Source organism: uncultured Tenacibaculum sp. (genome assembly GCF_947504135.1).
In the GTDB taxonomy this organism is placed as follows: domain Bacteria; phylum Bacteroidota; class Bacteroidia; order Flavobacteriales; family Flavobacteriaceae; genus Polaribacter.
Map to the genome: position 1 here is coordinate 567,582 of NZ_CANNGG010000002.1, position 21,479 is coordinate 589,060.

The following is a 21,479-nucleotide window of genomic DNA, read 5'->3' on the forward strand; positions in this document are numbered from 1 at the left end:
GAAGTGAAAAAGAAGAAATTAACAACGAAAAATAGAAAGGGTAAAAATGAAAAACCAACTTTTTCATCGAGTAGAAAAAAGTTGGTTTTTTAAAATTGAATAACCTAAAGGTAGGTAATTTATTTTTTCTTAGCGCGTTGTTGTGCAGCTTGTTGTTCTTGAGCCTGCTTCATTGCAGCGTCTAAACGCTCACGGAATTTACTTTTTTTAACAGGCTTCTTTTTGTTTTCTTCTATCTGAGCGTGAATTTTATCTTCATCAATTACGTAGTTTTTAATTATAAACATAATTGCAATAGTTAACAAGTTAGAAATGAAATAGTATAAACTTAATCCACTTGCATAGTTGTTAAAGAAGAATAACATCATGATAGGAGAGAAGTAAATCATCCATTTCATCATTTTGCTCATATCTGGCATTCCTTCTTGCGTAGGTGCTTGCATGTTAGCTTGTTGACTTTGGTTCATTTTCATATAAAAGAAAATCGCCACAGATGCTAAAATTGGGAATAAACTTACGTGATCTCCATAAAATGGAATCTTAAAAGGAAGTTGAAAAACCGTATCATAAGAAGATAAGTCAGTAGCCCATAAGAATCCTTTTTGTCTAAAATCAATATTGGTAGGGAAAAATTTGAATAAAGCAAAGAACACAGGCATTTGCATTAATGCGGGTATACAACCAGACATCATGTTCACTCCTGCTTTTCGCTGTACAGCCATAATTTCTTGCTGACGCTTCATAGCGTTTTCTTTCCCAGGATACTTTTTATTGATTTCTTCCATTTCTGGACGAATCACTTTCATTTTAGCACTTGATAGGTACGATTTGTATAATACAGGAGACATTAGTATACGAACAACAATCGTCATTAAAATGATGATTAATCCGTAGTTACCAATAAATCCTTTTAACATGTTAAAAACAGGGTAAAATATTGTACGGTTTAAGAAACCGAAGATTCCCCAACCTAAATCAGCAATTTCATCAAGACTAGTTCCTTCATAAGATTTTAATAAATTATAATCCGTTGGTCCGTAAAACCACTGCATGTTATAATTTAATTCTCCGTTTGTTAAAGCTAAAGGAGCTTTTAATCCAAAGGTTTTAGTATAAACGCTATCTACATCTTCACCTGCAAAATCAACAGATTTTAAAGTAGCATTGTTCAAAGGAGTTTCTGAAGTCAATACAGATGAGAAGAAATGTTGTTTAAACGCAACCCAATCAATATCACTTACTACATCATCATCATTCATTTGTAAGTAATCTACTTCGTCATCAGCTTTATAATAGTAGTAAGAATACATGTTTTCGGTTTTTAAACTTTTTTCGTGTCTAAAACCTTTTAAGTTCCAATCTAAGTTGATTTCTTGAGAGCTATTAATAACATTACTCAAACCTTGTGAACGAACAGCGAAACCTACGCGGTAATCGCCCTCTTTCATTTCATAACGGTACTCTAAGAATTTATCTTCAGCAACCTTTAATTTCATAGAAAGTACTTGCGTATCTCCATTTTTAGTAAGGGTAGGAGTAAATAGTAAGTCTTTGGTGTTTAAAATTCGGTTGTCAGTAGTACCGAAGTTGATATTGAACGATGCGTTTTTGTCTTTAACTAAGTATAAAGGTAACGAATCGTACGTTTTATAGTTTTTTACTAAGGCTTCAATAATTTGTCCCCCTTTGTTATCTACCGTTAACTTTACTAGATCATTTTCAAGTGTAGTATTTCCTTCTTGGCTTTTTGAAGCTCCGTATGCAAAGGCACCAAACTTATTTTGTAAAGCAATTTGCTGTAACGAATCGTTTAAAACGGTGTTTTCAGTTAAGTTGTTCTGAACGTTTTCGGTAGCGTTAGTGGTTTGTTCTGTTTGAGTAGTGGCTTCAGGAGTTTCGTCTGGTCTTTGGGTATTCATCCACCAAAGCATAATTCCTCCTAATAAAAGCATTCCTATAAAGGAATTTAAATCAAATTTTTTTTGTTCCATTGATATATGTTAAAATGTCAACTTGTCACTTAAAGTTTTTCTAGTTGTCTGAAAAACCCGACAAAGGTAGTAAAACCCCAAAGATTATTAGAGGATTTACAATGATTAATTTTGTTAAGAATGGTAGTTCAAACAGTATTCCAATTTTATTGAGAAATAAAAAATCCTGTAATTTTAGTTACAGGATTTTTGAAATTATTTTTTAGAGTGTTTTAAAGCTGCTTTAATGAAGCTTACAAACAAAGGGTGTGGATTTAACACCGTACTCTTATATTCTGGATGGTATTGAACACCAACAAACCAAGGGTGAGTAGGTATTTCAACAATTTCTACCAATCCGGTTTTAGGATTGACACCCGCAGTTTTCATTCCTGCTGCTTCTAATTGTTCTTTATATTCGTTGTTGTATTCGTATCTGTGACGGTGACGTTCACTGATTAATTCTTCTTTATATGCTTGAAAAACTTTAGAATCATGTGTTAATTGACAATCCCAAGCACCTAAACGCATTGTTCCACCTTTTTCAGTAACATCTTTTTGCTCTTCCATTAAGTTAATAACAGGATGTGCAACTTTAGGATCCATTTCGGTAGAGTTAGCATCTTTTAAGTTTAATACATTACGAGCAAACTCAATAACTGCCATTTGCATACCTAAACAAATACCTAAAAACGGAATGTTGTTTTCTCGTACATATTGTACTGCTGCAATTTTTCCTTCAATACCTCTATCACCAAATCCTGGAGCTACTAAAACACCGTCTACACCTTCTAATTGTTTTATTGCACTTTCTGGAGTTAATTCTTCAGAGTGAATCCAACGAACGTTAACCTTTGTTTTGTTGGTAGCTGCAGCTCCTGCATGGATAAAAGCTTCAGTAATTGATTTATATGAATCGTGTAACTCTACGTATTTTCCTACTAAACCAATTTCAACAGAAGAAGTTGGGTTTTTATGACGCTCTAAGAACTTGTTCCAAGTTTTTAAGTTAGGTTGTTTACGTGTAGATAAGTTCAGTTTATCTAATACTACATAATCTAGTCCTTCTTTAAACATTAAGTTAGGAACATCGTAAATAGTTTCAGCATCTAAAGACTGGATTACGTTTTGTTTTTTAACATTACAGAATAAAGCTAGTTTACGCTTAATGTCATCAGAGATTTCATGTTCTGAACGACATACTAATATATCAGGACTCACACCACTTTGCATTAAAGTTTTTACAGAGTGTTGTGTAGGTTTTGTTTTCAATTCACCAGCAGCAGCTAAGTAAGGTACTAGGGTTAGGTGTATAACAATAGCGTTATCTTCTCCTAAATCCCATTGTAATTGACGAACAGCTTCTATATATGGTAAAGATTCAATATCACCAACGGTTCCCCCAATTTCAGTAATTACGATATCATAATCACCTGTATTCCCTAAAATTTGAACCCTGTTTTTAATTTCATCAGTAATATGAGGAATAACTTGAACGGTTTTTCCTAAAAACTCTCCTTTACGCTCTTTGTTTATTACAGATTGATATATTCTTCCTGTGGTAACATTGTTAGCTTGTGATGTAGGAATGTTTAAATAACGTTCATAGTGTCCTAAATCTAAATCGGTTTCAGCCCCATCATCAGTTACATAACATTCTCCATGTTCGTATGGGTTTAATGTTCCTGGATCTATATTAATATATGGATCTAACTTTTGAATGGTTACAGAGTATCCTCTTTCTTGTAATAATTTGGCTAAAGAAGCGGCTATAATTCCCTTCCCTAGTGATGAAGTTACGCCTCCGGTTACAAAAACGTATTTTGTGTTGTTCATGGTACTGTTAGGTTTGCGCAAAAGTAAGAAGTCTGGCAATTAGAACAAATAAAAAAGATAAAAAACGTGCAGAAAAATTATGTATGTTTGTCAAACAAACTTTTTTTAAAAAAAAATAAAATAAGGGTTTGTCAGACTGAAAAACTGTTGTATATTTGCCCACGCTTTTAGCAGACGGAATTTCACAAAAGCAAAACATTTTTAAAGAAGATATTTAAGATATACTGTAATGAGTAAAAGAACGTACCAACCATCGAAGAGAAAAAGAAGAAACAAACACGGTTTCCGCGAAAGAATGGCTTCTGCTAATGGACGTAAAGTATTAGCTAGAAGAAGAGCAAAAGGAAGAAAGAAGTTGTCTGTTTCATCTGAATCTAGACCAAAGAAATAATGATTAACTATTGTTAATTTTTTAAAGGCGTTACTATTAAGTATCGCCTTTTTTTATAACCAAACAATTTTTATTTTTACATCACAACACAACACGAACTAAAATGCCTAAAAGACAAGACCTTAAATCGATTTTAATTATTGGATCTGGACCAATTGTTATTGGTCAAGCATGTGAATTTGATTATTCAGGTTCTCAAGCGTTAAGATCTTTGAGAGAAGATGGAATTGAAACCATCTTAATTAATTCGAATCCTGCAACTATTATGACAGACCCTTCGATGGCTGATCATGTATATTTGTTGCCGCTTAACACGAAGTCTATTGTTCAAATCTTAAAAGAACATCCACAGATTGATGCTGTTTTACCTACTATGGGAGGGCAAACTGCATTAAACCTTTGTATCGAAGCTGATGAAAAAGGAATTTGGGAAGACTTTGATGTTGAAATAATAGGAGTAGATATTGACGCTATTAATATTACAGAAGATAGAGATAAGTTTCGTCTATTAATGGAGGAAATAGGGGTGCCTATGGCTCCTCAAGCAACTGCAACATCATTCTTAAAAGGAAAAGAGATTGCACAAGAATTCGGATTTCCATTATGTATTAGAGCGTCGTTTACTTTAGGAGGAGCGGGAGCATCTATCGTATATGATGAAAAAGAATTTGAAGAATCATTATCTAGAGGATTAGAAATTTCTCCGATTCACGAAGTAATGATTGATAAAGCAATGATGGGATGGAAAGAATACGAATTAGAATTATTACGTGATGATAATGATAATGTTGTAATTATCTGTTCTATTGAAAACATGGACCCAATGGGAATCCATACAGGAGATTCTATTACAGTAGCTCCAGCCATGACGTTATCGGACAAAACGTTCCAAAAAATGCGTGACATGGCAATTAAAATGATGCGTTCTATTGGTGAGTTTGCAGGAGGATGTAACGTTCAGTTTGCGGTTTCTCCAGATGAAAATGAAGATATTATAGCTATTGAGATTAATCCACGTGTATCTCGTTCATCAGCATTAGCATCAAAAGCAACTGGGTACCCAATTGCAAAGATTGCTGCTAAATTAGCAACTGGTTATACTTTAGATGAGTTAGATAATCAAATAACGAAGTCTACTTCAGCTTTATTTGAACCAACATTAGACTATGTAATCGTGAAAATACCTCGTTGGAATTTTGACAAGTTTGAAGGTTCTGATAGAACGTTAGGCTTACAAATGAAAGCAGTTGGAGAAGTAATGGGAATTGGACGTTCGTTCCAAGAAGCATTACACAAAGCAACACAATCGTTAGAAATTAAACGTAACGGAATAGGAGCTGACGGTAAAAGTTATAAAGATTACAACCAAATTAAAGACAAGTTAAAATATGCTTCTTGGGATCGTGTATTTGCTATTTATGACGCTATTCAAATAGGAATGCCGTTGAGTAAAATTCACGAAATCACTAAGATTGATATGTGGTACTTACGTCAATATGAAGAGTTGTATATGTTAGAAAAAGAAATTTCTACTTATACAATTGATACACTTGATAGAGAATTGTTATTGGAAGCTAAACAAAAAGGATATGGTGATCGTCAAATCGCTCACATGTTAGGTTGTTTAGAAAGTGAAGTGTATAAAAAACGTGAAGAGTTAAAAATAAAACGTGTTTATAAATTAGTAGATACTTGTGCTGCTGAGTTTAAAGCACAAACTCCTTATTACTATTCTACTTTTGAAAGTGAAATAGAAACAGTAGAAGGTGAAGTTTCTGTATCAAATGAAAGTGTAGTTTCTGATAAGAAAAAAGTAATTGTATTAGGTTCTGGACCAAACCGAATTGGTCAAGGAATTGAATTTGATTACTGTTGTGTTCATGGGGTATATGCAGCAAAAGAATGTGGTTATGAAACCATTATGATTAACTGTAACCCTGAAACTGTTTCAACTGATTTTGATACGGCAGATAAATTATACTTTGAGCCAGTTTTTTGGGAACATATCTACGATATCATTAAGCATGAGAAACCAGAAGGAGTTATAGTTCAGTTAGGAGGGCAAACAGCTTTAAAATTAGCAGAAAAGTTAGAGCGTTACGGAATTCCTATTTTAGGAACTAGCTACAAAGCGTTAGATTTAGCTGAAGATCGTGGAAGTTTTTCAAGTTTATTAAAAGAAAACAATATTCCTTATCCAGAGTTTGGAGTTGCAGAGAATGCTGATGAAGCTTTAGCTTTAGCTGACGAGTTAGACTTTCCAATTTTAGTACGTCCATCATATGTACTTGGAGGGCAAGGAATGAAAATTGTGATTAATAAAGAGGAGTTATTAGAACATGTAGTAGATTTACTACGTAAGATTCCTAATAACAAATTATTATTAGATCACTACTTAGAAGGAGCAATTGAAGCAGAAGCTGATGCTATTTGTGACGGTGAAAATGTGTATATCATCGGTATTATGGAGCATATTGAGCCTTGTGGAATTCACTCAGGAGATTCAAATGCAACTTTACCAGCGTTCAACTTAGGGGAATTAGTATTAGAGCAAATTAGAGAGTACACTAAAACAATTGCTTTAGCACTTGATACTGTTGGGTTGATTAACATTCAGTTTGCGATCAAAGACGATAAAGTATATATTATTGAAGCAAATCCACGTGCTTCTCGTACGGTTCCATTTATAGCAAAAGCTTATAAAGAGCCTTATGTAAACTATGCAACAAAGGTAATGTTAGGAGAGAAAAAAGTAACTGATTTTGATTTCAATCCTCAGTTAGAAGGTTTTGCAATTAAGCAGCCTGTATTCTCTTTTAATAAGTTCCCGAATGTAAATAAGAACTTAGGTCCAGAAATGAAATCAACAGGAGAAAGTATTTTATTTATAGATTCACTTAGAGATGATGCCTTTTACGATTTATATGCAAGACGTAAAATGTACTTGAGTAAGTAATTCTTTTTAGAGAATAGAAAATAGACTAAAAAATCCGAAGTAAATTTACTTCGGATTTTTTTATTCAAAAATAGCGACGGCTCTTACTGGCGATCCTGTTCCGCCTCTAATTTTTAAAGGTAAGGCTATAAGTGAAACCTGCCTCTGCCTATTAATTTATCAAGGTTTATCATGTTTTCATAATGAGTAAACCCCATTTTACGACAAATGTGATGTACCTTCTTATTAGATATTTTAGGAACTCCTAGAGACATAGTTTCTACACCAAAAGCTGCAATTTTTTGTTCACCAAACCAAGTAGCACATTCAGCTGTAATACCTAGACCTTTTCACTAGTTTTCAGTATCAAAATGTTTAGTGTAGTGCTTTGTGCAAATAAGAACTGTATCACCTTCTTTTATACTAAGTTTTTCTTTTTCTAACTGTTCTTTAACTTCTTCAGAAGTAATTAATTCCTGTAAGTTTTTATGAGAAAAATCTAAACAAATACCTTCAGTATAAAACATACTAAGAGGCATGGTGTCTATAGATTTACCTTCATGTTTAGCTGCCATATGGTTTAAAGCATCAACATGAGTTCCTGTATGTTTACCCATTTCTAGTTTATATACAGCAGGAGTTTTAGTAGTAGGATTTTTAATTCCATCCCATTCTTCATGGGTGTTATGCACAGACACTTTAACTTGTGGAAGACTTTTATAAACAGGCATTCAATCAAAAATACCTTGACTTAGGTCTACAATTTCAGGCATATTATAATTCAATCTTTACATTGTATTTTTCTAAATCTTCAATGTAATCTTCAGCAACAAAATTATCGCTGTTAAATTCTTCTTGTCGTTTCTTTTTCATTTCTAAGCGTTTTATAGCTTCTAAAAAACGACGCATTTCTTTTTCATTATTAATAATGATTCCAGGAACAGTTACTTGTTTTTTTTCATCATTTTTAGCAACCATAGTAAAGTAAGAAGAGTTACAGTGCTTAACCTTACCAGTTTGTATATTTTGTGATTCAACACGAATACCTACCACCATAGAGGTTCTGCCTACATAATTGATAGAAGCTTTCATGGTAACCAACTCACCAACATCTATTGGGTTTAAAAAATCAACCGTATCTACTGACGCTGTAACACAATAAGTACCAGAGTGTTTTGATGCACAAGCAAAAGCTATTTGATCCATTAGTTTTAAAATGTACCCACCGTGAATTTTGCCGCTAAAGTTAGCATGAGATGGAAGCATTAGCTCAGAAATGCTAATGCGAGTGTCTTCTATATTTCTAAAAATATTATTCATTATTATTGTTTATTCCTCTAAAATGAGGAGATTGCTCTTCTTCAACATGTGTTATAAAGTATTTGGTATCACCAAGCCAAAAGAAAGTACCAAAACGTTCTTTGTAAGTAACTTTGACATAACGACCTTGGAGTTTTTGAAGTTTATCAATAACTTCCTTTTGATTGTCTTCTACAGAAAAAGCAAAAATTTGAGCGCCAGAAATTCCTTGGCTAATTTCTCCTTCCCAAGTTTTTACTGCTACACCTTTATAACTAATTTTTATGAGTTCACCAGAACGAACTCCTTCGCTATAAGGAATAAAATAAATAAAAGCATAGTATAATGCAGCTATAAGAGCAATACCAATTAAAATTAGACCTAAAATTTTTTTCATAGTGTTTGATTGAAGAATGTATAATAACAAAAGTAAGATTTATATTTTGACTTGTAAAATGAATTGAAAGTGGTAAGTTTGTGTTGCTTCAAAAAATGATTAATATGAATTATATTTTATTTGATGGTGATGTGCGTAAAGCTTTACTACCATTTACATATACACGACCAGTAGCTGATATTAGAGTAGGTATTTTGACTATCAGAGAAAAGTGGGAGAAATACTTAGGTTTAACAACAACGACCGTAACAGAAGAGTATTTAGAAGAGAAGTACCCTATGGTTGAAATGGAAGAGAATGTATTATTAAATGCTTCTTTCTTACCAACGAAGCCTTTGGTTGAAATGGTAAAGAATTTACAAGAAAATCAAGCGATATTTAAAGGAGAAGATGTAATAGCTTTTTTTACTTCAGATAATCAAGAAGAAGTAGACTTTTCTTCTTATGAGCATTTAGAATTTGAAGATGATATAATTCAAATAAAAAATACTTGGGATATTTTTTCTTTAAATGATAAGGCTATTCGTGCTGATTTTGACCTAATAACTGAAGGCAGAAAGTCGCAACCAATTCCAGAAACGGTTAACTGTGTTAATAGAAATGACATTTTTGTAGAGAAAGGAGCAAAGTTAACTTTTGCTACATTAAATGCTTCAACAGGACCTATTTATGTTGGTAAGAACGCTGAAATTATGGAAGGCGTTGTAGTACGCGGATCGTTAGCAATGTGTGAACATTCAGTGTTAAAATTAGGAGCGAAAATATATGGAGCAACTACCTTAGGTCCTCATAGTAAAGTGGGAGGAGAGGTGAATAATTCTGTGTTATTTGGATATTCTAACAAAGGACATGATGGATTTTTAGGAAATTCGGTTTTAGGAGAATGGTGTAATATTGGAGCTGATAGTAACAACTCGAATTTGAAAAACAATTATGCTGAAGTTCGTTTATGGAATTACGAAACTGGCCGTTTCGCTAAAACTGGATTACAATTCTGTGGTTTGATGATGGGAGATCATTCAAAATGTGGAATTAATACCATGTTTAATACAGGTACTGTTGTAGGTGTTTCTGCTAATATTTTTGGAAGTGGATTTCCAAGAAATTTTGTTCCGTCGTTTAGTTGGGGAGGCGCATCAGGTTTTACAGAATTCAAAACGAATAAAGTTTTTGAAGTAGCCGAAGTGGTAATGCAAAGACGTGGTATTGTATTCGATGATCAAGAAAAACAGATTTTAGAACACGTTTTTGAAGAAACGAAACAATATAGAAATTATTAACATCAAAGGCCTTACTTTTTAGTAGGGCCTTTTTTATTAAAAGCTAACGCGAAAAACTAAATTAGGTGTTATTCCTAAAGAAACTTTGTCAACTTGCTCCAGTTGGTATTCAAGCTCGTTATCTGAGTTTATAGTAGGAATAGCGTTGTAAGTTCTACTTAATATATTTTTTTGGTTGTAAATGTTTAAAACAGATACTCCTAATTTACCTTTCCATTTTTCAGAAAAATTAAACGTGTAAGTCATAGAAGCGTCTAAACGATGGTAATTAGGGAGTCTAAGAGCGTTAATATTGTCTGTGTCTATATCAACAACCGGAAAACCATTATCGGTTACATAAAAATCTCTTAAAGCAGTATAAGGATTTCCTGTTCTGTAAATCCAACCTAAAGAAAATTCATAAGCGTTTAATGTATAGGCATGAGACCATGAAAAATAATTTGTGATATCATGATTGGCAGGAAAATACTTGTTTTCTAAATCTAAAAATTTAAACCTGTTTTTGGTGTACGAATAGTTAACCCAAGTTCTGTAATTATTAATTTTTTTATTGATTAATATATCAATACCATATATTTTACCTATTCCGTCAGAAAAATCGTTGGTCTGATCGTTATAACCGCTCGTTAGCGAGGTCATACCAGTAACTTTTTTGTAGTAAGGTTCAATATCTATTTTCCAATTATCTTTGTTAAAAATAATTCCTGTAGAAACTTGTAAACTTTTTTGAAGAGGAATGTCATCATTGTTTACCTGTGCCCAAATTTGGTTTTCTAAATCAAACCCTAAACTAGAGGTTTGAAATTCTATTATTTGGCTAAGTGTTTGATGTTTTTGCTCAAATGAAGTTTTAAAGCTAAAAGCTGGGCTTAACTTCTTTTCAAGGTATAATCTAGGTTCTAAAACAAATTTATTAATTTTAGAAAAGTAATTAAAACGTATTCCAGTATTTATATTCCAGTAATAAGAGTCGTATAAATACTCTCCAAAAATAGAATGTGTATCGTTTGAACTTTGCTCGTCTTGTTGAGAGTTAAATTGATTTACTCCTTGTAAACTGTAAGAGTATTTTAAATCATATTCAGCATCGGTATATGTATAATCATACCCTAAAAGTATATCTGTTTTAGTGTTAAGAGAGTAGTTTAAATTATAAGAAAGTCCTACATCATTTAAAATATTTTTTTTGCTAGAAAACTCTTCAAGATAATTTTCAAAGTAGCTGTAATTAGCGCTATAGTCTAATGTAAAAGTAGAAAAATAACCTTTCAGGTTATGTGTAACTGTTTCATTAGTTTCCTTTTTCCAATTAAGGCTCATACCAGTGTTTTTAATATTTATCTGGTCGTTGTACTTGTCTTTATAGTCAGGAACAGTAAAATCATTGTACATTTTGTTTTTAGTATGTAAAAAGCTAAAAGTTAAAGATTCTTTTTCAGAAGGATTAGTGATGAATTTTGCTGTGTAATCTGAAAAATTAAACTGATTATCTCTACTAAATTTTATATTTTTATCAATAATGTTGTTTTCTTGATTATTATTATATGTTTGAAATACTCTTGTGGATAATTTATTAAATGTAAAAGTTTTTAAAATATTAGAATAAGAGCTTCGAGCTGAAAAGGATAAAGCTGTTTGTTTCGATAATGGAATGTCAATAAAAGCATCAGCATGTGTCATGTTTAGCCCAAAGCTTCCAGTAATTTTATCAGGGATTTCATCAGAGGTCTTTATGTCAATTACTCCAGAAACTCTATTTCCATATCTGGCATTTGTACCACTTTTAGATAAAACAACTTCTTTTGTGGTGTATGGGTTGAAAGCAGAAATCATTCCAAAAAAATGACCTAAGTAGTAGGTTTTTATACCGTCCCAAAGTACTAAATTTTGGTTAGGAGTTCCTCCTCTAATGTATATTCCAGCGGCAGTTTCATCTGGGCTTTGTACACCAGGAATAATTTTTAAGCTTTCTAAAACATCAGGTTCGGTTAATCCAGGTAGCACCCCAAGTTGTTTGGGTAAAATAGAAATAGCTCCACTTTTCTTTTTGTTAATTCCTGACGTAATATAATTGGTAACAAGAATTTCATTAAGAAGTGTGTAATTTTCTTTGTTAAGAGCTGTTTTTGTAGTTATATAGTAGTAACGATCGTTTATCTTTTGAAAAAAAAAGGAAGTTTGATGCTCAATTTCACCTAAGAGGTATACTAATTCACAGTTTTTTTTAGAAAATGAAATAATATCTTTTTGAAGTATTTCAGCATTATACGAAAATTTTACTCCAAAATTAGCTTCGGTTTGTTTTAAAACGTCTAATAAAGGAGTTTCTATAAAAGAAATGTCTATTTTTTCCTGAGAAAAAATAGACATCGCTAAGCATATAAAAAGTATACTTAATTTTATTTTCATTAATTATATGTCAATACAACGGTACTATTTTTTGCTAATTTATAAGAAATTTTCATAGGAGCAAAAACAGTTTGTAATGCTATATTAACATCTTTATGTGTAAATGTACCTGTAAATCGTTTTTCGGTATCGATTTTGGAAGAATCAAATTTTAAATTAAATTGGTTTTCTAAAGCTTTAATTACTTGATATAATGGAGTGTTCATGAAAGAACTCTCTCCTTTCAACCAAGAAGGGGTGTTTGAATTAAAAGTCCATTCTTCAATATTTTCATTATAATTTCTGTAAGCTTTACCTAAAGTTAAAATTATTTCATTATTCCTTTTAGAAGTAACTTTCACTTTTCCTTCGTAGCATAGAACTTCAAAATACTTTTCAGAAGTATTAACTGTAAATTTAGTTCCTAAAACAGTAACGTTACTTTCAGTAGTATTTACGGTGAAAGATCTACCCTTTTCAACTTCAAAAAAAGCTTTTCCTTTTAAAGATAATTCCCTTTTATCCTCCCATCTGTAATTTTTATAACTAATGGTAGAGTTAGGAGAGAGATGTACAGTTGAATTGTCTGGTAAAGTTATAGTTGAATACTCTCCGTAACTTGTAGAAATATTAGTTGTACTGTAATTAAAGTAAAAAAAGCTAATTAATAAAGCGATAGAAGCAGCAGCGCCGTAGATCCAATAAGGAATTAATTTTACAACTTTTTTATCTGACTTTTTTGACTGTAATTTATTTTGAATTTGAGTAAGAACTTCTTTCTGATTATAATCAGGGGCTTTTAACAACTGAGAAGCATCATCAATAGCTTTAAATTGATGATAAACATCAGACTGTTGAAATTCTTCTAGCTCTTTAGTGGAAAGCTCATTGGCTATCCATCTGGCTAAAAAAGTTTCATCCTTATAATTTATTTTCATTTCCTATTATTCGTGCTATTTGTATTAAAAACAAGTAAAAAACTAATTACCCTACTACAAATAGTATTTTTTATTACACTTTACCTATTTGTTCTTTTAAAGTAAGTAATGCCTTACTCATTCTTTTCTCTACAGCTTTTACAGATATACCTACTATATCTGCAATTTCACTGTATTTTTTCTTGTCTATTCTGCTTAGTAAAAAAACTTCTCGTTGCCTTTCAGGAAGGTCAGCTATCACTTTTTTTAATTTTTGATGAAATTCATCTTCTTCCAATATAAATTGAGGAGTTTCTATTGATGTATTATTGGTAGCATTTTGTTTTTGATATTCTAATACTACTTTTTTATGCGCCACTTCATTTAAAAAGTGATTATTAGCTACAGTATATAAAAAGGACTTAGCCTTTTCAAAAATTACTTTCGCGCAGTTGTTCCACAGTTTAATATAGGCTTCCTGAACGATATCTTCAGCTTGCTGAGTATCGCCACATTTATAGTAGATATAATTTCGTAAGGTTTGTGAATGTTTGTTGAAGATTTCTTCAAAATTTTTTTGCTCACAAACAGATTTTAATGGGTTTTTATTCATTTAAATCAAGTTCCTAATCGGTGACAAATGTATGAAAATGTAACTAAGAGGTTAAAAAATTATCAATATAACTTATAAATTGGTAATTTCTTATGAGCTTTTTCATAATGAGGTGTTTTTTTATAAACCCAATATAATTGTGTTTGCGGATTTTTAGCAAAATCTTCTTCAGACTTTAACTTTTCTGAAAATTCTTGTTTTACAATAGGACTGTTGTTTAAAAAGTCCTCAGCAATATCTTCAAAAACGTAAGAAGAGTATCCTTCTTTTTGTTGTAAGATAGTATCAAAGAAATTCCAGTTGAAGAAAGAATCAATAGCTTCAGCTTCCAAGGTCTCTATAATATAACGTATTCCTGTTTGGTTTGTAGGAATATAAATATCTCCATTATTAAATTTAACTTGTAGACCTCTTGTTTGGGTAACTTCAGTATTGTAGTGTAAATAATGACCTTCGTATGCCGTTTTTCGAGTTTCAAATTCTTTGATGTGCTGAACTTCTACAGTTAATAAGGTATCCTTTTCAAAACGAGTAAATTCAATTTTATTATTTTCTAATCGTTCTACAACGTCATGCCAACCTTGTTCTAATATATAGGCCTTGGGTATGGCGATTTCTTTGGTAGGAACAAAGTAGTTATAATAAGAAACTTTTTTATTGTAAGGTTTTGTTCTATCATAAAACAAACGTTTTCCATTGGTAACTTTACTGTCTATAAAAGTTCCTTCGTATCCTTTAAAATGAAGAGCTGTAGGATTATTCTTATCAACTGTAAATAGAATAGGATATGTTTTTTTGTTTATTATTTCTTCAACAGCATTTTTTCGTAAATCTTTTATTTTGTTACTGTTTTCTTTGGAAAAATCTAAAGCAGAAAACAGCAATTCATAGGTTTGTTCTACTCTAATTTTATACGGTTTCAACATATGAGTTTCAACCATTAATCCTAAGGTATTGAAGAGGGTAGTGTACCCAGTAGAATATCTAGGTGAATCGAAAAACTGTGACCAACCACTTTCTGGAGTTGTTCCCCAAACATTTACATAAGGAGTAATAATAATGCCTTTCTCAGCCAAAGAATGTTCTATTTCAGGACGCATTTTTGTTTCAATAAACTCACCTAAATTTCCTCCCAATTTATTGTGTTGTGTAAATAGATGTGTAATTGCGTACTGATAATCTGCTCCATTACTTACGTGGTTATCTATAAAAACATCTGGATTTACAGTGTGAAAAATCTCAGCAAATGTAGCGGCATTTTTAGTATCTTGTTTAATAAAATCACGATTTAAGTCGTAGTTACGAGCATTTCCTCTAAAACCGTATTCTTTTGGACCATTTTGATTGGCTCTTGTGTGTGAGTTTCTGTTTAGGGAGCCACCAATATTGTATATGGGAATAACACAAATTAAAGAATTTTTGTACTTGTTTTTTAAAGAATCATTTTGAACAATGTCTCGTAATAATAGCATCGAAGCATCAATTCCGTCAGATTCCCCCGGATGAATACCGTTATTGATTAAAATTCTATTTTTTGAAGAATTTTTAAGTTCTTCAATATTGGTTTTTCCATCAGTATTAAAAACAACTAAATGTAAAGGTTTTCCAATATCTGTAGTACCTATTTCAAACAATGAAATTTCAAGGTAAGTGTTAGCCAACTCTTCATAAAAAGAAATAACCTCTTTATAAGTAGGAGTCTCCGTTCCGTTTGATGTTTCAAACAGTGTAGTGAAATCGTTATTCTTTTTTGTTGATTCTGGTTTACAAGCAACAGTAATTATTAGGAGTAGTACAAATAGTTTTTTCAAAGTAACGTATTTAAAAGTTTAAATTCTAACTGCGTCAGGTACTAATCCTGTATAGTCACCATTATTTCTGATTACATCTCTTACAATTGATGAAGAAATATAGCTTTTACCTGAAGAGGTTAGTAAAAACACAGTTTCAATTTCAGAAAGTTTTCTATTAGTATGTGCAATGGCTTTTTCAAACTCAAAATCGGCAGGATTACGTAAACCTCTTAAAATAAATTGAGCGTCTTGTTCTTTACAAAAGTTTACAGTAAGTCCACTATAAGTAAGTACTTTTATTTTTGGCTCATGCTTAAAAGTTTCTTCAATAAAACGTTGACGCTCCTCTAGAGAAAACATATATTTTTTATCGGCATTCACCCCAATTGCAATAATTAATTCATCAAAAAGGGTAACACCACGTTCAATAATATCTAAGTGTCCTAAAGTAATTGGATCGAAAGATCCAGGAAAAATTGCTCTTTTCATTATATCTTGTCATTTAAAGCCATTTCAATAGCGTTTCCAAATAATTCAGTTAAAGAAATACCCGCATGATTGGCTTGCTGTGGTAAAATACTTGCTTCTGTTAATCCAGGAACAGTATTCATTTCTATAAAATGTGGTTCATCGTTAACTAAAATATATTCAGAGCGAGAAAAACCACGCATATTTAAAATTTCATATACACGTTTGGCTACTTCTTTAACTCTCTTTCTTTGAGAATCAGTTAAACGTGCAGGAGTGATTTCTTGAGATTGACCTTCATATTTAGCTTTATAATCGAAGAAATCATTTTCAGAAACAATTTCTGTTATTGGAAGTACTTTTGTTTCTCCTTTGTATTGAATTACTCCAACAGAAACCTCAGTTCCATCTAAAAAGCTTTCAATTAATATTTCAGTATCTTCTTCGTATGCTTTTTCTATAGCAGGAATTAACTCTTCTTTAGTATACACTTTAGATATGCCAAAACTAGAACCTGCTCCGTTTGGTTTTACAAAGCAAGGAAGTCCTACTTTTTTAATAAAAGCATCACAATCAACCTCATCACCTTTGTTTAGATATATAGAAACAGCTGTTGCTACTCCGTATTGTTTCACTACACTTAAGGTATCACGCTTATTAAAGGTTAAAGCCATTTGGTAGAATGGGGCAGAGGTGTGTTTTAAACCAATAAGATCAAAGTAAGCTAAGATAATACCGTTTTCTCCTGGTGTACCATGAATAGCGTTAAAAACACAATCAAATGTAATTTTTTGACCTTTAATTTCAATTGAAAAATCTTCTTTGTTTATTGGATATTCTTGTTCATTATCATCAACATACACCCATTTATTTTCTAAAATATGAACTTTGTACGCGTTATATTTTTCTGTATTAATATGTTTGTAAACTACATTACCACTTTTTAGAGAAATTCCTACTTCTGAGGAATAACCTCCCATAATAATAGCGATGTTTTTTTTCACTTCAAATGTATTTCAATTACTGTTTTTATCATTGTTTATCTAAAATCCAATCGTTGGATTATACAAACTTACCAAAAAAACTCGTTTAAGACTTGTTGAATTTAAAATAGTAATATTTTTACTGTAAATTTGTGCGATCTTACAAAAAAATGATATGAGTAATTTAACAGGAAAATCTGGAGGTTTATTTGAATTTATTAAAAGTAAATCTTTTTTAAAAAATATAATTATAGCAGTTGTTTCAATACTAGTTTTTGTATTTGTTCTACAATGGTGGTTAGGAGTTACAACAAACCATAATCAAAAAATACAAGTACCTGACCTACACAAAATGTCGTTAGCTGATGTTGAGCAAAAATTAAGTGAATTAAATTTAGATTTTGTGGTAATTGACAGTGCAAGTTATAATCCAGATTATCCTAAGAAGTCAATTATTGAGCAAGATCCGGAAGCAGGTGATTTTGTAAAAGAAAAGCGTAAAATATACTTAACCTTAAATCCGTCAAAGTATAGAGATATAGAAGTGCCTAATTTAAATGGACGTACCAGACGACAGGCAACAACACACCTACGTTCAATAGGGTTTAAAGTAGGAACTAAGGTTACTTGGGTACACGATATAGGAAAAGATGTGGTTCGTGGATTAAAGTATAACGGACAAAAAATTGAACCGGGAGCTAAATTACCAAAACAAACAACCATCGACTTGATTTTAGGGGATGGTAACGGATACTAATTTTTATAAATTGATTGATGCAGGAAGATAACACTCCAGAGATAGAAAATGATGATTTATACGAGCACCATAGGTTTGTAGCAACAGATGGTCAAGTACCATTGCGAGTAGATAAGTTTTTAATGAACTTTATTGAAAATGCTACTCGAAATAAAATACAGCAAGCAGCTAAAGCAGGTAATGTTTTAGTTAATGATGTGGCAGTAAAGTCTAACTATAAGGTAAAACCAAAAGATGTAGTTAGAGTGGTGTTAACATATCCTCCTCACGAAAACTTATTAGTAGCAGAAGATATTCCTATTGATATAGTGTATGAAGATGATGAAGTGATAGTGGTAAACAAGCCAGCAGGAATGGTAGTTCACCCAGGTCATGGAAATTACTCTGGAACATTAGTGAACGGACTAATTCATCACATAGAAAACTTACCCACCAACTCTAACGAGCGACCAGGTTTAGTACATCGTATTGATAAAGATACAAGCGGATTATTGGTAGTTGCAAAAACAGAATACGCAATGGCACATTTGTCTAAGCAGTTTTTTGACCGTACTACAGAACGGTTATATTATGCGTTAGTTTGGGGAAATATTGAAGAGGATGAAGGAACTATTGAAGGAAATATAGGACGTAGTTTTAAAAATCGCTTACAAATGGATGTCTTCCCTGATGGTGAGCATGGTAAGCATGCTGTTACTCATTATAAAGTACTTGAAAGACTTACGTATGTAACCTTGGTACAATGTAAGTTAGAAACGGGTAGAACGCATCAAATTAGAGCTCACTTTAAACACATTGGACATACACTTTTTAACGATGAACGTTATGGTGGGAATGCTATTTTAAAGGGAACTACGTTTACTAAATACAAACAATTTGTAGATAATTGCTTTAAAGTGTTGCCAAGACAAGCTTTGCATGCAAAAACTTTAGGTTTTACACATCCAACAACAGGAGAGTTTTTACAATTTAACTCTGAAGTACCAGAAGATATTACCGCTTGTTTAGAGAAATGGCGTACGTATTCTGAACATTCTAAATTGGAAGAGTAAACCAGTAAGGTTAATTACTTTTCTCCAACAAATTCTTAGGGTTGTGTTTTCTAATTTTAATTTTAACGTGTTTAGAAGCAGGCATATTACTCCCTTTTACGGTATTGTGAATTGAAACCAATACATTGGTTTCAGGGAAGTAAGTAACCGTGTTTTTTTCAGGAATAGGGTATTCAACAATAATAAACAGCGGTGCGATACGTTCTGTGTCATTATCATAATTATATAAATCTACCTTATCACCAGATTTAAAACCAGCTTTTTCTATATCGTTTTTATTCATAAAAACTACACGACGTTCATTATAAACACCACGATAACGATCATTTAATCCATAGATAGTAGTGTTAAACTGATCATGTGTTCTAACTGTAGCCATTAAGTATTCATCTTCGGCTAGTTTATTTTCAGGTAAAGAAGTTAAAGAAAACGGAACACGTTCTCCAAATTCTTTTGTTTTGAAGTTTCCTTCACGAGCACCATTAGGTAAATAAAAACCACCTTTTTGTTTTATACGAACATTGTAGTTATCAAAACCAGGAATACATTTTTCTATATCATCTCTTACAGCATCGTAACTATTCATATACCGATCCCAATCAACTACACTTTTACTTCCTAAAGTAGCTTTTGCCATTCTACAAACAATATGTGTTTCGTTGATAAGCTTGTCAGAAATAGGTTTTAATACTCCTTTAGACCATTCAACAATTCCCATAGCATTTTCTGCACTTGTATACTGATGCTTACCATTAACTATATCAATTTCACTTTTCGAAATTGTAGGTAAAATTAAAGCCTCTTTTCCATGAATCAAATGGGTTCTATTAAGTTTAGTAGAAACAGAAACAGATAAGTCTAGTTGTCTTAATCCTTTAGCTGTATAGGTAGTGTCTGGAGTTGCTGATAAGAAATTTCCTCCCATGCTAAAATGTACTTTAACTTTCCCTTCATTCATAGCCTTTATGGTATCTACAACATCATAACCGTTCTCTCTTGGCGGGTTAAAACCAAAAACTTCCTTAAGCTTATCCAATTGTTCTTGGGAAGGATGATTATTAATTAACATTGTTCTATTTCCTTGTACATTACTATGACCTCTTACTGGACAAGAACCCGCTCCAGGTTTACCAATACTTCCTTTTAAGAATAACAGGTTAAGAACTTCTTTTAAAATATCAACTCCGTTGGGCTGTTGCGTAAGTCCCATTCCCCAGCAAATAATAATTCGGTTTTTATAAGCTAACATTTCAGCAGCTTTTTGAATATCTTCTTTTAAAATACCCGATGCTTTCGCCAATTCATCTAAATCATAGCTTTCAATTTGTTTTTTTAAATCCTCGTAGCCAACTGTTTTATTATTGATAAATTCTTGATCGAAAACCTTACCAGGAGTTTCTTTTTCAAAATGTAATAGTAACTGTTCGATTGCTTTTAGTAGCGCTAAATCTCCATTAATTCTAACAGGAAGGTGTAAATCGGCAAGTTGAATTCCTTTTCCTAAAATACCGTTTATTTTTTGAGGATCTCGGAATCCCATTAAGCCAGCTTCGGGAAGAGGGTTAACAGCAATAATTTTAGCGCCGTTCTTTTTTCCTTTCTCTAAAGCACTTAACATTCGTGGAGAGTTCGTCCCTGGATTTTGACCAATAATCATGATGATATCGGTATCGTAGAAGTCTTTTAAAGTAGCAGTTCCTTTTCCTATACCTGTAACTGAGGCTAAGGTAAAACCAGAGGTTTCGTGACACATATTAGAACAATCAGGGAAGTTGTTAGTTCCAAATTCACGCACAAAAAGCTGATATGCAAAAGAAGCTTCATTACTTGTTCTACCAGAGGTGTAAAAAGCAGCATTATCTGGAGACTCTAACCTATTTAAGTGTTCGGCAATTTTTGCAAAAGCATTGTCCCAGCTAATAGGTTCATAATGTGTACCATTTTTAGGAAGGTACATAGGCTCAGAAAGACGACCTAAATGTCCAATTTCATAATCAGTTAATTGAGAAAGTTCATAAACAGAATTTTGTTTAAAAAAGTCAGCAGTAATTCTTTTACTAGTAGCCTCTTCAGCTATAGCTTTTGCACCATTTTCACAATACTCAGCAATGGGAGAGCGTTCATCATCAGGATCAGGCCAACCACAACTAGGACAATCAAAACCATCAAGCTGATTCATTTTAAACAAAGCTTTTCCTCCTCTAACTAAAGCTTTATCGTTTATTAAACTCTTTATAGCGTTTGTGACTCCAGGGATACCTGCAGCCCAATCTTTTGGTTTACCAGTTCTTAAGCTTAATAGTTTGTATGGAGGCTCAGCAGAAGGTTGTTTATCAGTTTGTTTTTTTGGTTTGTTATCCATTATTTTTTCTACAGTCTTAGAGGGATAAAGTTAAGAAA

Annotated in this window: 17 protein-coding genes; 5 read left to right on the forward strand and 12 right to left on the reverse strand. The window is 32.2% G+C overall.

From position 1 onward, the window contains the following. Positions 1 to 119: 119 nt before the first annotated feature. Together yidC and Q0663_RS06060 are read right to left on the reverse strand one after the other, a co-directional pair. Entirely contained in the window at positions 120 to 1,991 is a 1,872-nt protein-coding gene (yidC, locus tag Q0663_RS06055) for a membrane protein insertase YidC (protein ID WP_299007963.1), read from the reverse strand. 195 nt (positions 1,992 to 2,186) lie between these two features. Further along, positions 2,187 to 3,806 carry a CTP synthase gene (locus tag Q0663_RS06060; RefSeq protein ID WP_299007970.1) on the reverse strand — a complete coding sequence of 540 codons (1,620 nt, stop codon included), beginning with the start codon at positions 3,804 to 3,806 and terminating at the stop codon, positions 2,187 to 2,189. Positions 3,807 to 4,035: 229 nt separating this feature from the next. Between Q0663_RS06060 and rpmH the strand changes: the two genes are divergently transcribed. Next, complete coding sequence (rpmH, locus tag Q0663_RS06065; RefSeq protein ID WP_028891113.1) at positions 4,036 to 4,197, forward strand: 50S ribosomal protein L34; 162 nt, start codon at positions 4,036 to 4,038, stop codon at positions 4,195 to 4,197. 103 nt (positions 4,198 to 4,300) lie between these two features. Further along, positions 4,301 to 7,153 (forward strand): carbamoyl-phosphate synthase large subunit, encoded by a 2,853-nt coding sequence (gene carB / locus Q0663_RS06070; RefSeq protein WP_299007991.1) that lies wholly within the window; start codon positions 4,301 to 4,303, stop codon positions 7,151 to 7,153. A 332-nt stretch (positions 7,154 to 7,485) separates the two neighbouring features. Here the strand turns inward: carB and Q0663_RS06075 are convergent, their stop codons facing one another. From Q0663_RS06075 to Q0663_RS06085, 3 genes are read right to left on the reverse strand one after another with little or no spacing between them, the layout of a single operon-like run. Next, positions 7,486 to 7,863, reverse strand: coding sequence for a cyclase family protein (locus Q0663_RS06075; RefSeq protein ID WP_299007993.1), 378 nt, complete (start codon positions 7,861 to 7,863; stop codon positions 7,486 to 7,488). 43 nt (positions 7,864 to 7,906) lie between these two features. Beyond that, positions 7,907 to 8,452, reverse strand: coding sequence for an acyl-CoA thioesterase (locus tag Q0663_RS06080; RefSeq protein ID WP_299007996.1), 546 nt, complete (start codon positions 8,450 to 8,452; stop codon positions 7,907 to 7,909). After that, positions 8,445 to 8,828 (reverse strand): 6-phosphogluconate dehydrogenase, encoded by a 384-nt coding sequence (locus tag Q0663_RS06085; RefSeq protein ID WP_299007998.1) that lies wholly within the window; start codon positions 8,826 to 8,828, stop codon positions 8,445 to 8,447. The genes Q0663_RS06080 and Q0663_RS06085 overlap by 8 nt, the downstream gene beginning before the upstream one ends. 104 nt (positions 8,829 to 8,932) lie before the next feature. Between Q0663_RS06085 and Q0663_RS06090 the strand changes: the two genes are divergently transcribed. Continuing rightward, on the forward strand, positions 8,933 to 10,108 hold the full coding sequence (locus tag Q0663_RS06090) for a GlmU family protein (RefSeq protein ID WP_299008000.1): 1,176 nt from the start codon (positions 8,933 to 8,935) through the stop codon (positions 10,106 to 10,108). Between the two features lie 36 nt (positions 10,109 to 10,144). Here Q0663_RS06090 and Q0663_RS06095 read toward each other — a convergent pair whose 3' ends face one another. From Q0663_RS06095 to Q0663_RS06120, 6 genes are all read right to left on the reverse strand, one after another. Next, positions 10,145 to 12,517, reverse strand: coding sequence for a TonB-dependent siderophore receptor (locus tag Q0663_RS06095; RefSeq protein ID WP_299008004.1), 2,373 nt, complete (start codon positions 12,515 to 12,517; stop codon positions 10,145 to 10,147). Then, a complete protein-coding gene (locus Q0663_RS06100; RefSeq protein ID WP_299008007.1) occupies positions 12,517 to 13,434 on the reverse strand; it encodes a FecR family protein in 918 nt (305 codons plus the stop codon). The genes Q0663_RS06095 and Q0663_RS06100 overlap by 1 nt, the downstream gene beginning before the upstream one ends. Positions 13,435 to 13,507: 73 nt before the next feature. Beyond that, complete coding sequence (locus Q0663_RS06105) at positions 13,508 to 14,026, reverse strand: RNA polymerase sigma factor (RefSeq protein ID WP_299008010.1); 519 nt, start codon at positions 14,024 to 14,026, stop codon at positions 13,508 to 13,510. A 62-nt stretch (positions 14,027 to 14,088) separates the two neighbouring features. Continuing rightward, complete coding sequence (locus Q0663_RS06110; RefSeq protein ID WP_299008013.1) at positions 14,089 to 15,837, reverse strand: M14 family metallopeptidase; 1,749 nt, start codon at positions 15,835 to 15,837, stop codon at positions 14,089 to 14,091. An 18-nt stretch (positions 15,838 to 15,855) separates the two neighbouring features. After that, entirely contained in the window at positions 15,856 to 16,308 is a 453-nt protein-coding gene (gene coaD, locus Q0663_RS06115; protein ID WP_099214238.1) for a pantetheine-phosphate adenylyltransferase, read from the reverse strand. After that, on the reverse strand, positions 16,308 to 17,291 hold the full coding sequence (locus Q0663_RS06120; RefSeq protein WP_299008021.1) for a D-alanine--D-alanine ligase: 984 nt from the start codon (positions 17,289 to 17,291) through the stop codon (positions 16,308 to 16,310). Before Q0663_RS06120 ends, coaD begins: the two co-directional genes overlap by 1 nt. Positions 17,292 to 17,445: 154 nt before the next feature. Here Q0663_RS06120 and Q0663_RS06125 point away from each other — a divergent pair, with 154 nt between their 5' ends. After that, positions 17,446 to 18,027, forward strand: a complete 582-nt coding sequence (locus Q0663_RS06125) for a PASTA domain-containing protein (protein WP_299008024.1) — start codon at positions 17,446 to 17,448, stop codon at positions 18,025 to 18,027. A gap of 17 nt (positions 18,028 to 18,044) precedes the next feature. Further along, positions 18,045 to 19,079, forward strand: coding sequence for an RluA family pseudouridine synthase (locus Q0663_RS06130; RefSeq protein ID WP_299008027.1), 1,035 nt, complete (start codon positions 18,045 to 18,047; stop codon positions 19,077 to 19,079). 10 nt (positions 19,080 to 19,089) lie between these two features. Here Q0663_RS06130 and Q0663_RS06135 read toward each other — a convergent pair whose 3' ends face one another. Beyond that, entirely contained in the window at positions 19,090 to 21,441 is a 2,352-nt protein-coding gene (locus Q0663_RS06135; RefSeq protein ID WP_299008030.1) for an FdhF/YdeP family oxidoreductase, read from the reverse strand. Positions 21,442 to 21,479: the final 38 nt, after the last annotated feature.

Coding starts and splice junctions, on each gene's coding strand:
- Q0663_RS06100 (WP_299008007.1), bottom strand. CDS start 13,434: ATGAAAATAAATTATAAGGATGAAACTTTTTTAGCCAGATGGATAGCC.
- Q0663_RS06085 (WP_299007998.1), bottom strand. CDS start 8,828: ATGAAAAAAATTTTAGGTCTAATTTTAATTGGTATTGCTCTTATAGCT.
- yidC (WP_299007963.1), bottom strand. CDS start 1,991: ATGGAACAAAAAAAATTTGATTTAAATTCCTTTATAGGAATGCTTTTA.
- Q0663_RS06090 (WP_299008000.1), top strand. CDS start 8,933: ATGAATTATATTTTATTTGATGGTGATGTGCGTAAAGCTTTACTACCA.
- coaD (WP_099214238.1), bottom strand. CDS start 16,308: ATGAAAAGAGCAATTTTTCCTGGATCTTTCGATCCAATTACTTTAGGA.
- Q0663_RS06130 (WP_299008027.1), top strand. CDS start 18,045: ATGCAGGAAGATAACACTCCAGAGATAGAAAATGATGATTTATACGAG.
- Q0663_RS06125 (WP_299008024.1), top strand. CDS start 17,446: ATGAGTAATTTAACAGGAAAATCTGGAGGTTTATTTGAATTTATTAAA.
- Q0663_RS06135 (WP_299008030.1), bottom strand. CDS start 21,441: ATGGATAACAAACCAAAAAAACAAACTGATAAACAACCTTCTGCTGAG.
- Q0663_RS06095 (WP_299008004.1), bottom strand. CDS start 12,517: ATGAAAATAAAATTAAGTATACTTTTTATATGCTTAGCGATGTCTATT.
- Q0663_RS06060 (WP_299007970.1), bottom strand. CDS start 3,806: ATGAACAACACAAAATACGTTTTTGTAACCGGAGGCGTAACTTCATCA.
- Q0663_RS06105 (WP_299008010.1), bottom strand. CDS start 14,026: ATGAATAAAAACCCATTAAAATCTGTTTGTGAGCAAAAAAATTTTGAA.
- Q0663_RS06075 (WP_299007993.1), bottom strand. CDS start 7,863: ATGCCTGTTTATAAAAGTCTTCCACAAGTTAAAGTGTCTGTGCATAAC.
- Q0663_RS06080 (WP_299007996.1), bottom strand. CDS start 8,452: ATGAATAATATTTTTAGAAATATAGAAGACACTCGCATTAGCATTTCT.
- carB (WP_299007991.1), top strand. CDS start 4,301: ATGCCTAAAAGACAAGACCTTAAATCGATTTTAATTATTGGATCTGGA.
- rpmH (WP_028891113.1), top strand. CDS start 4,036: ATGAGTAAAAGAACGTACCAACCATCGAAGAGAAAAAGAAGAAACAAA.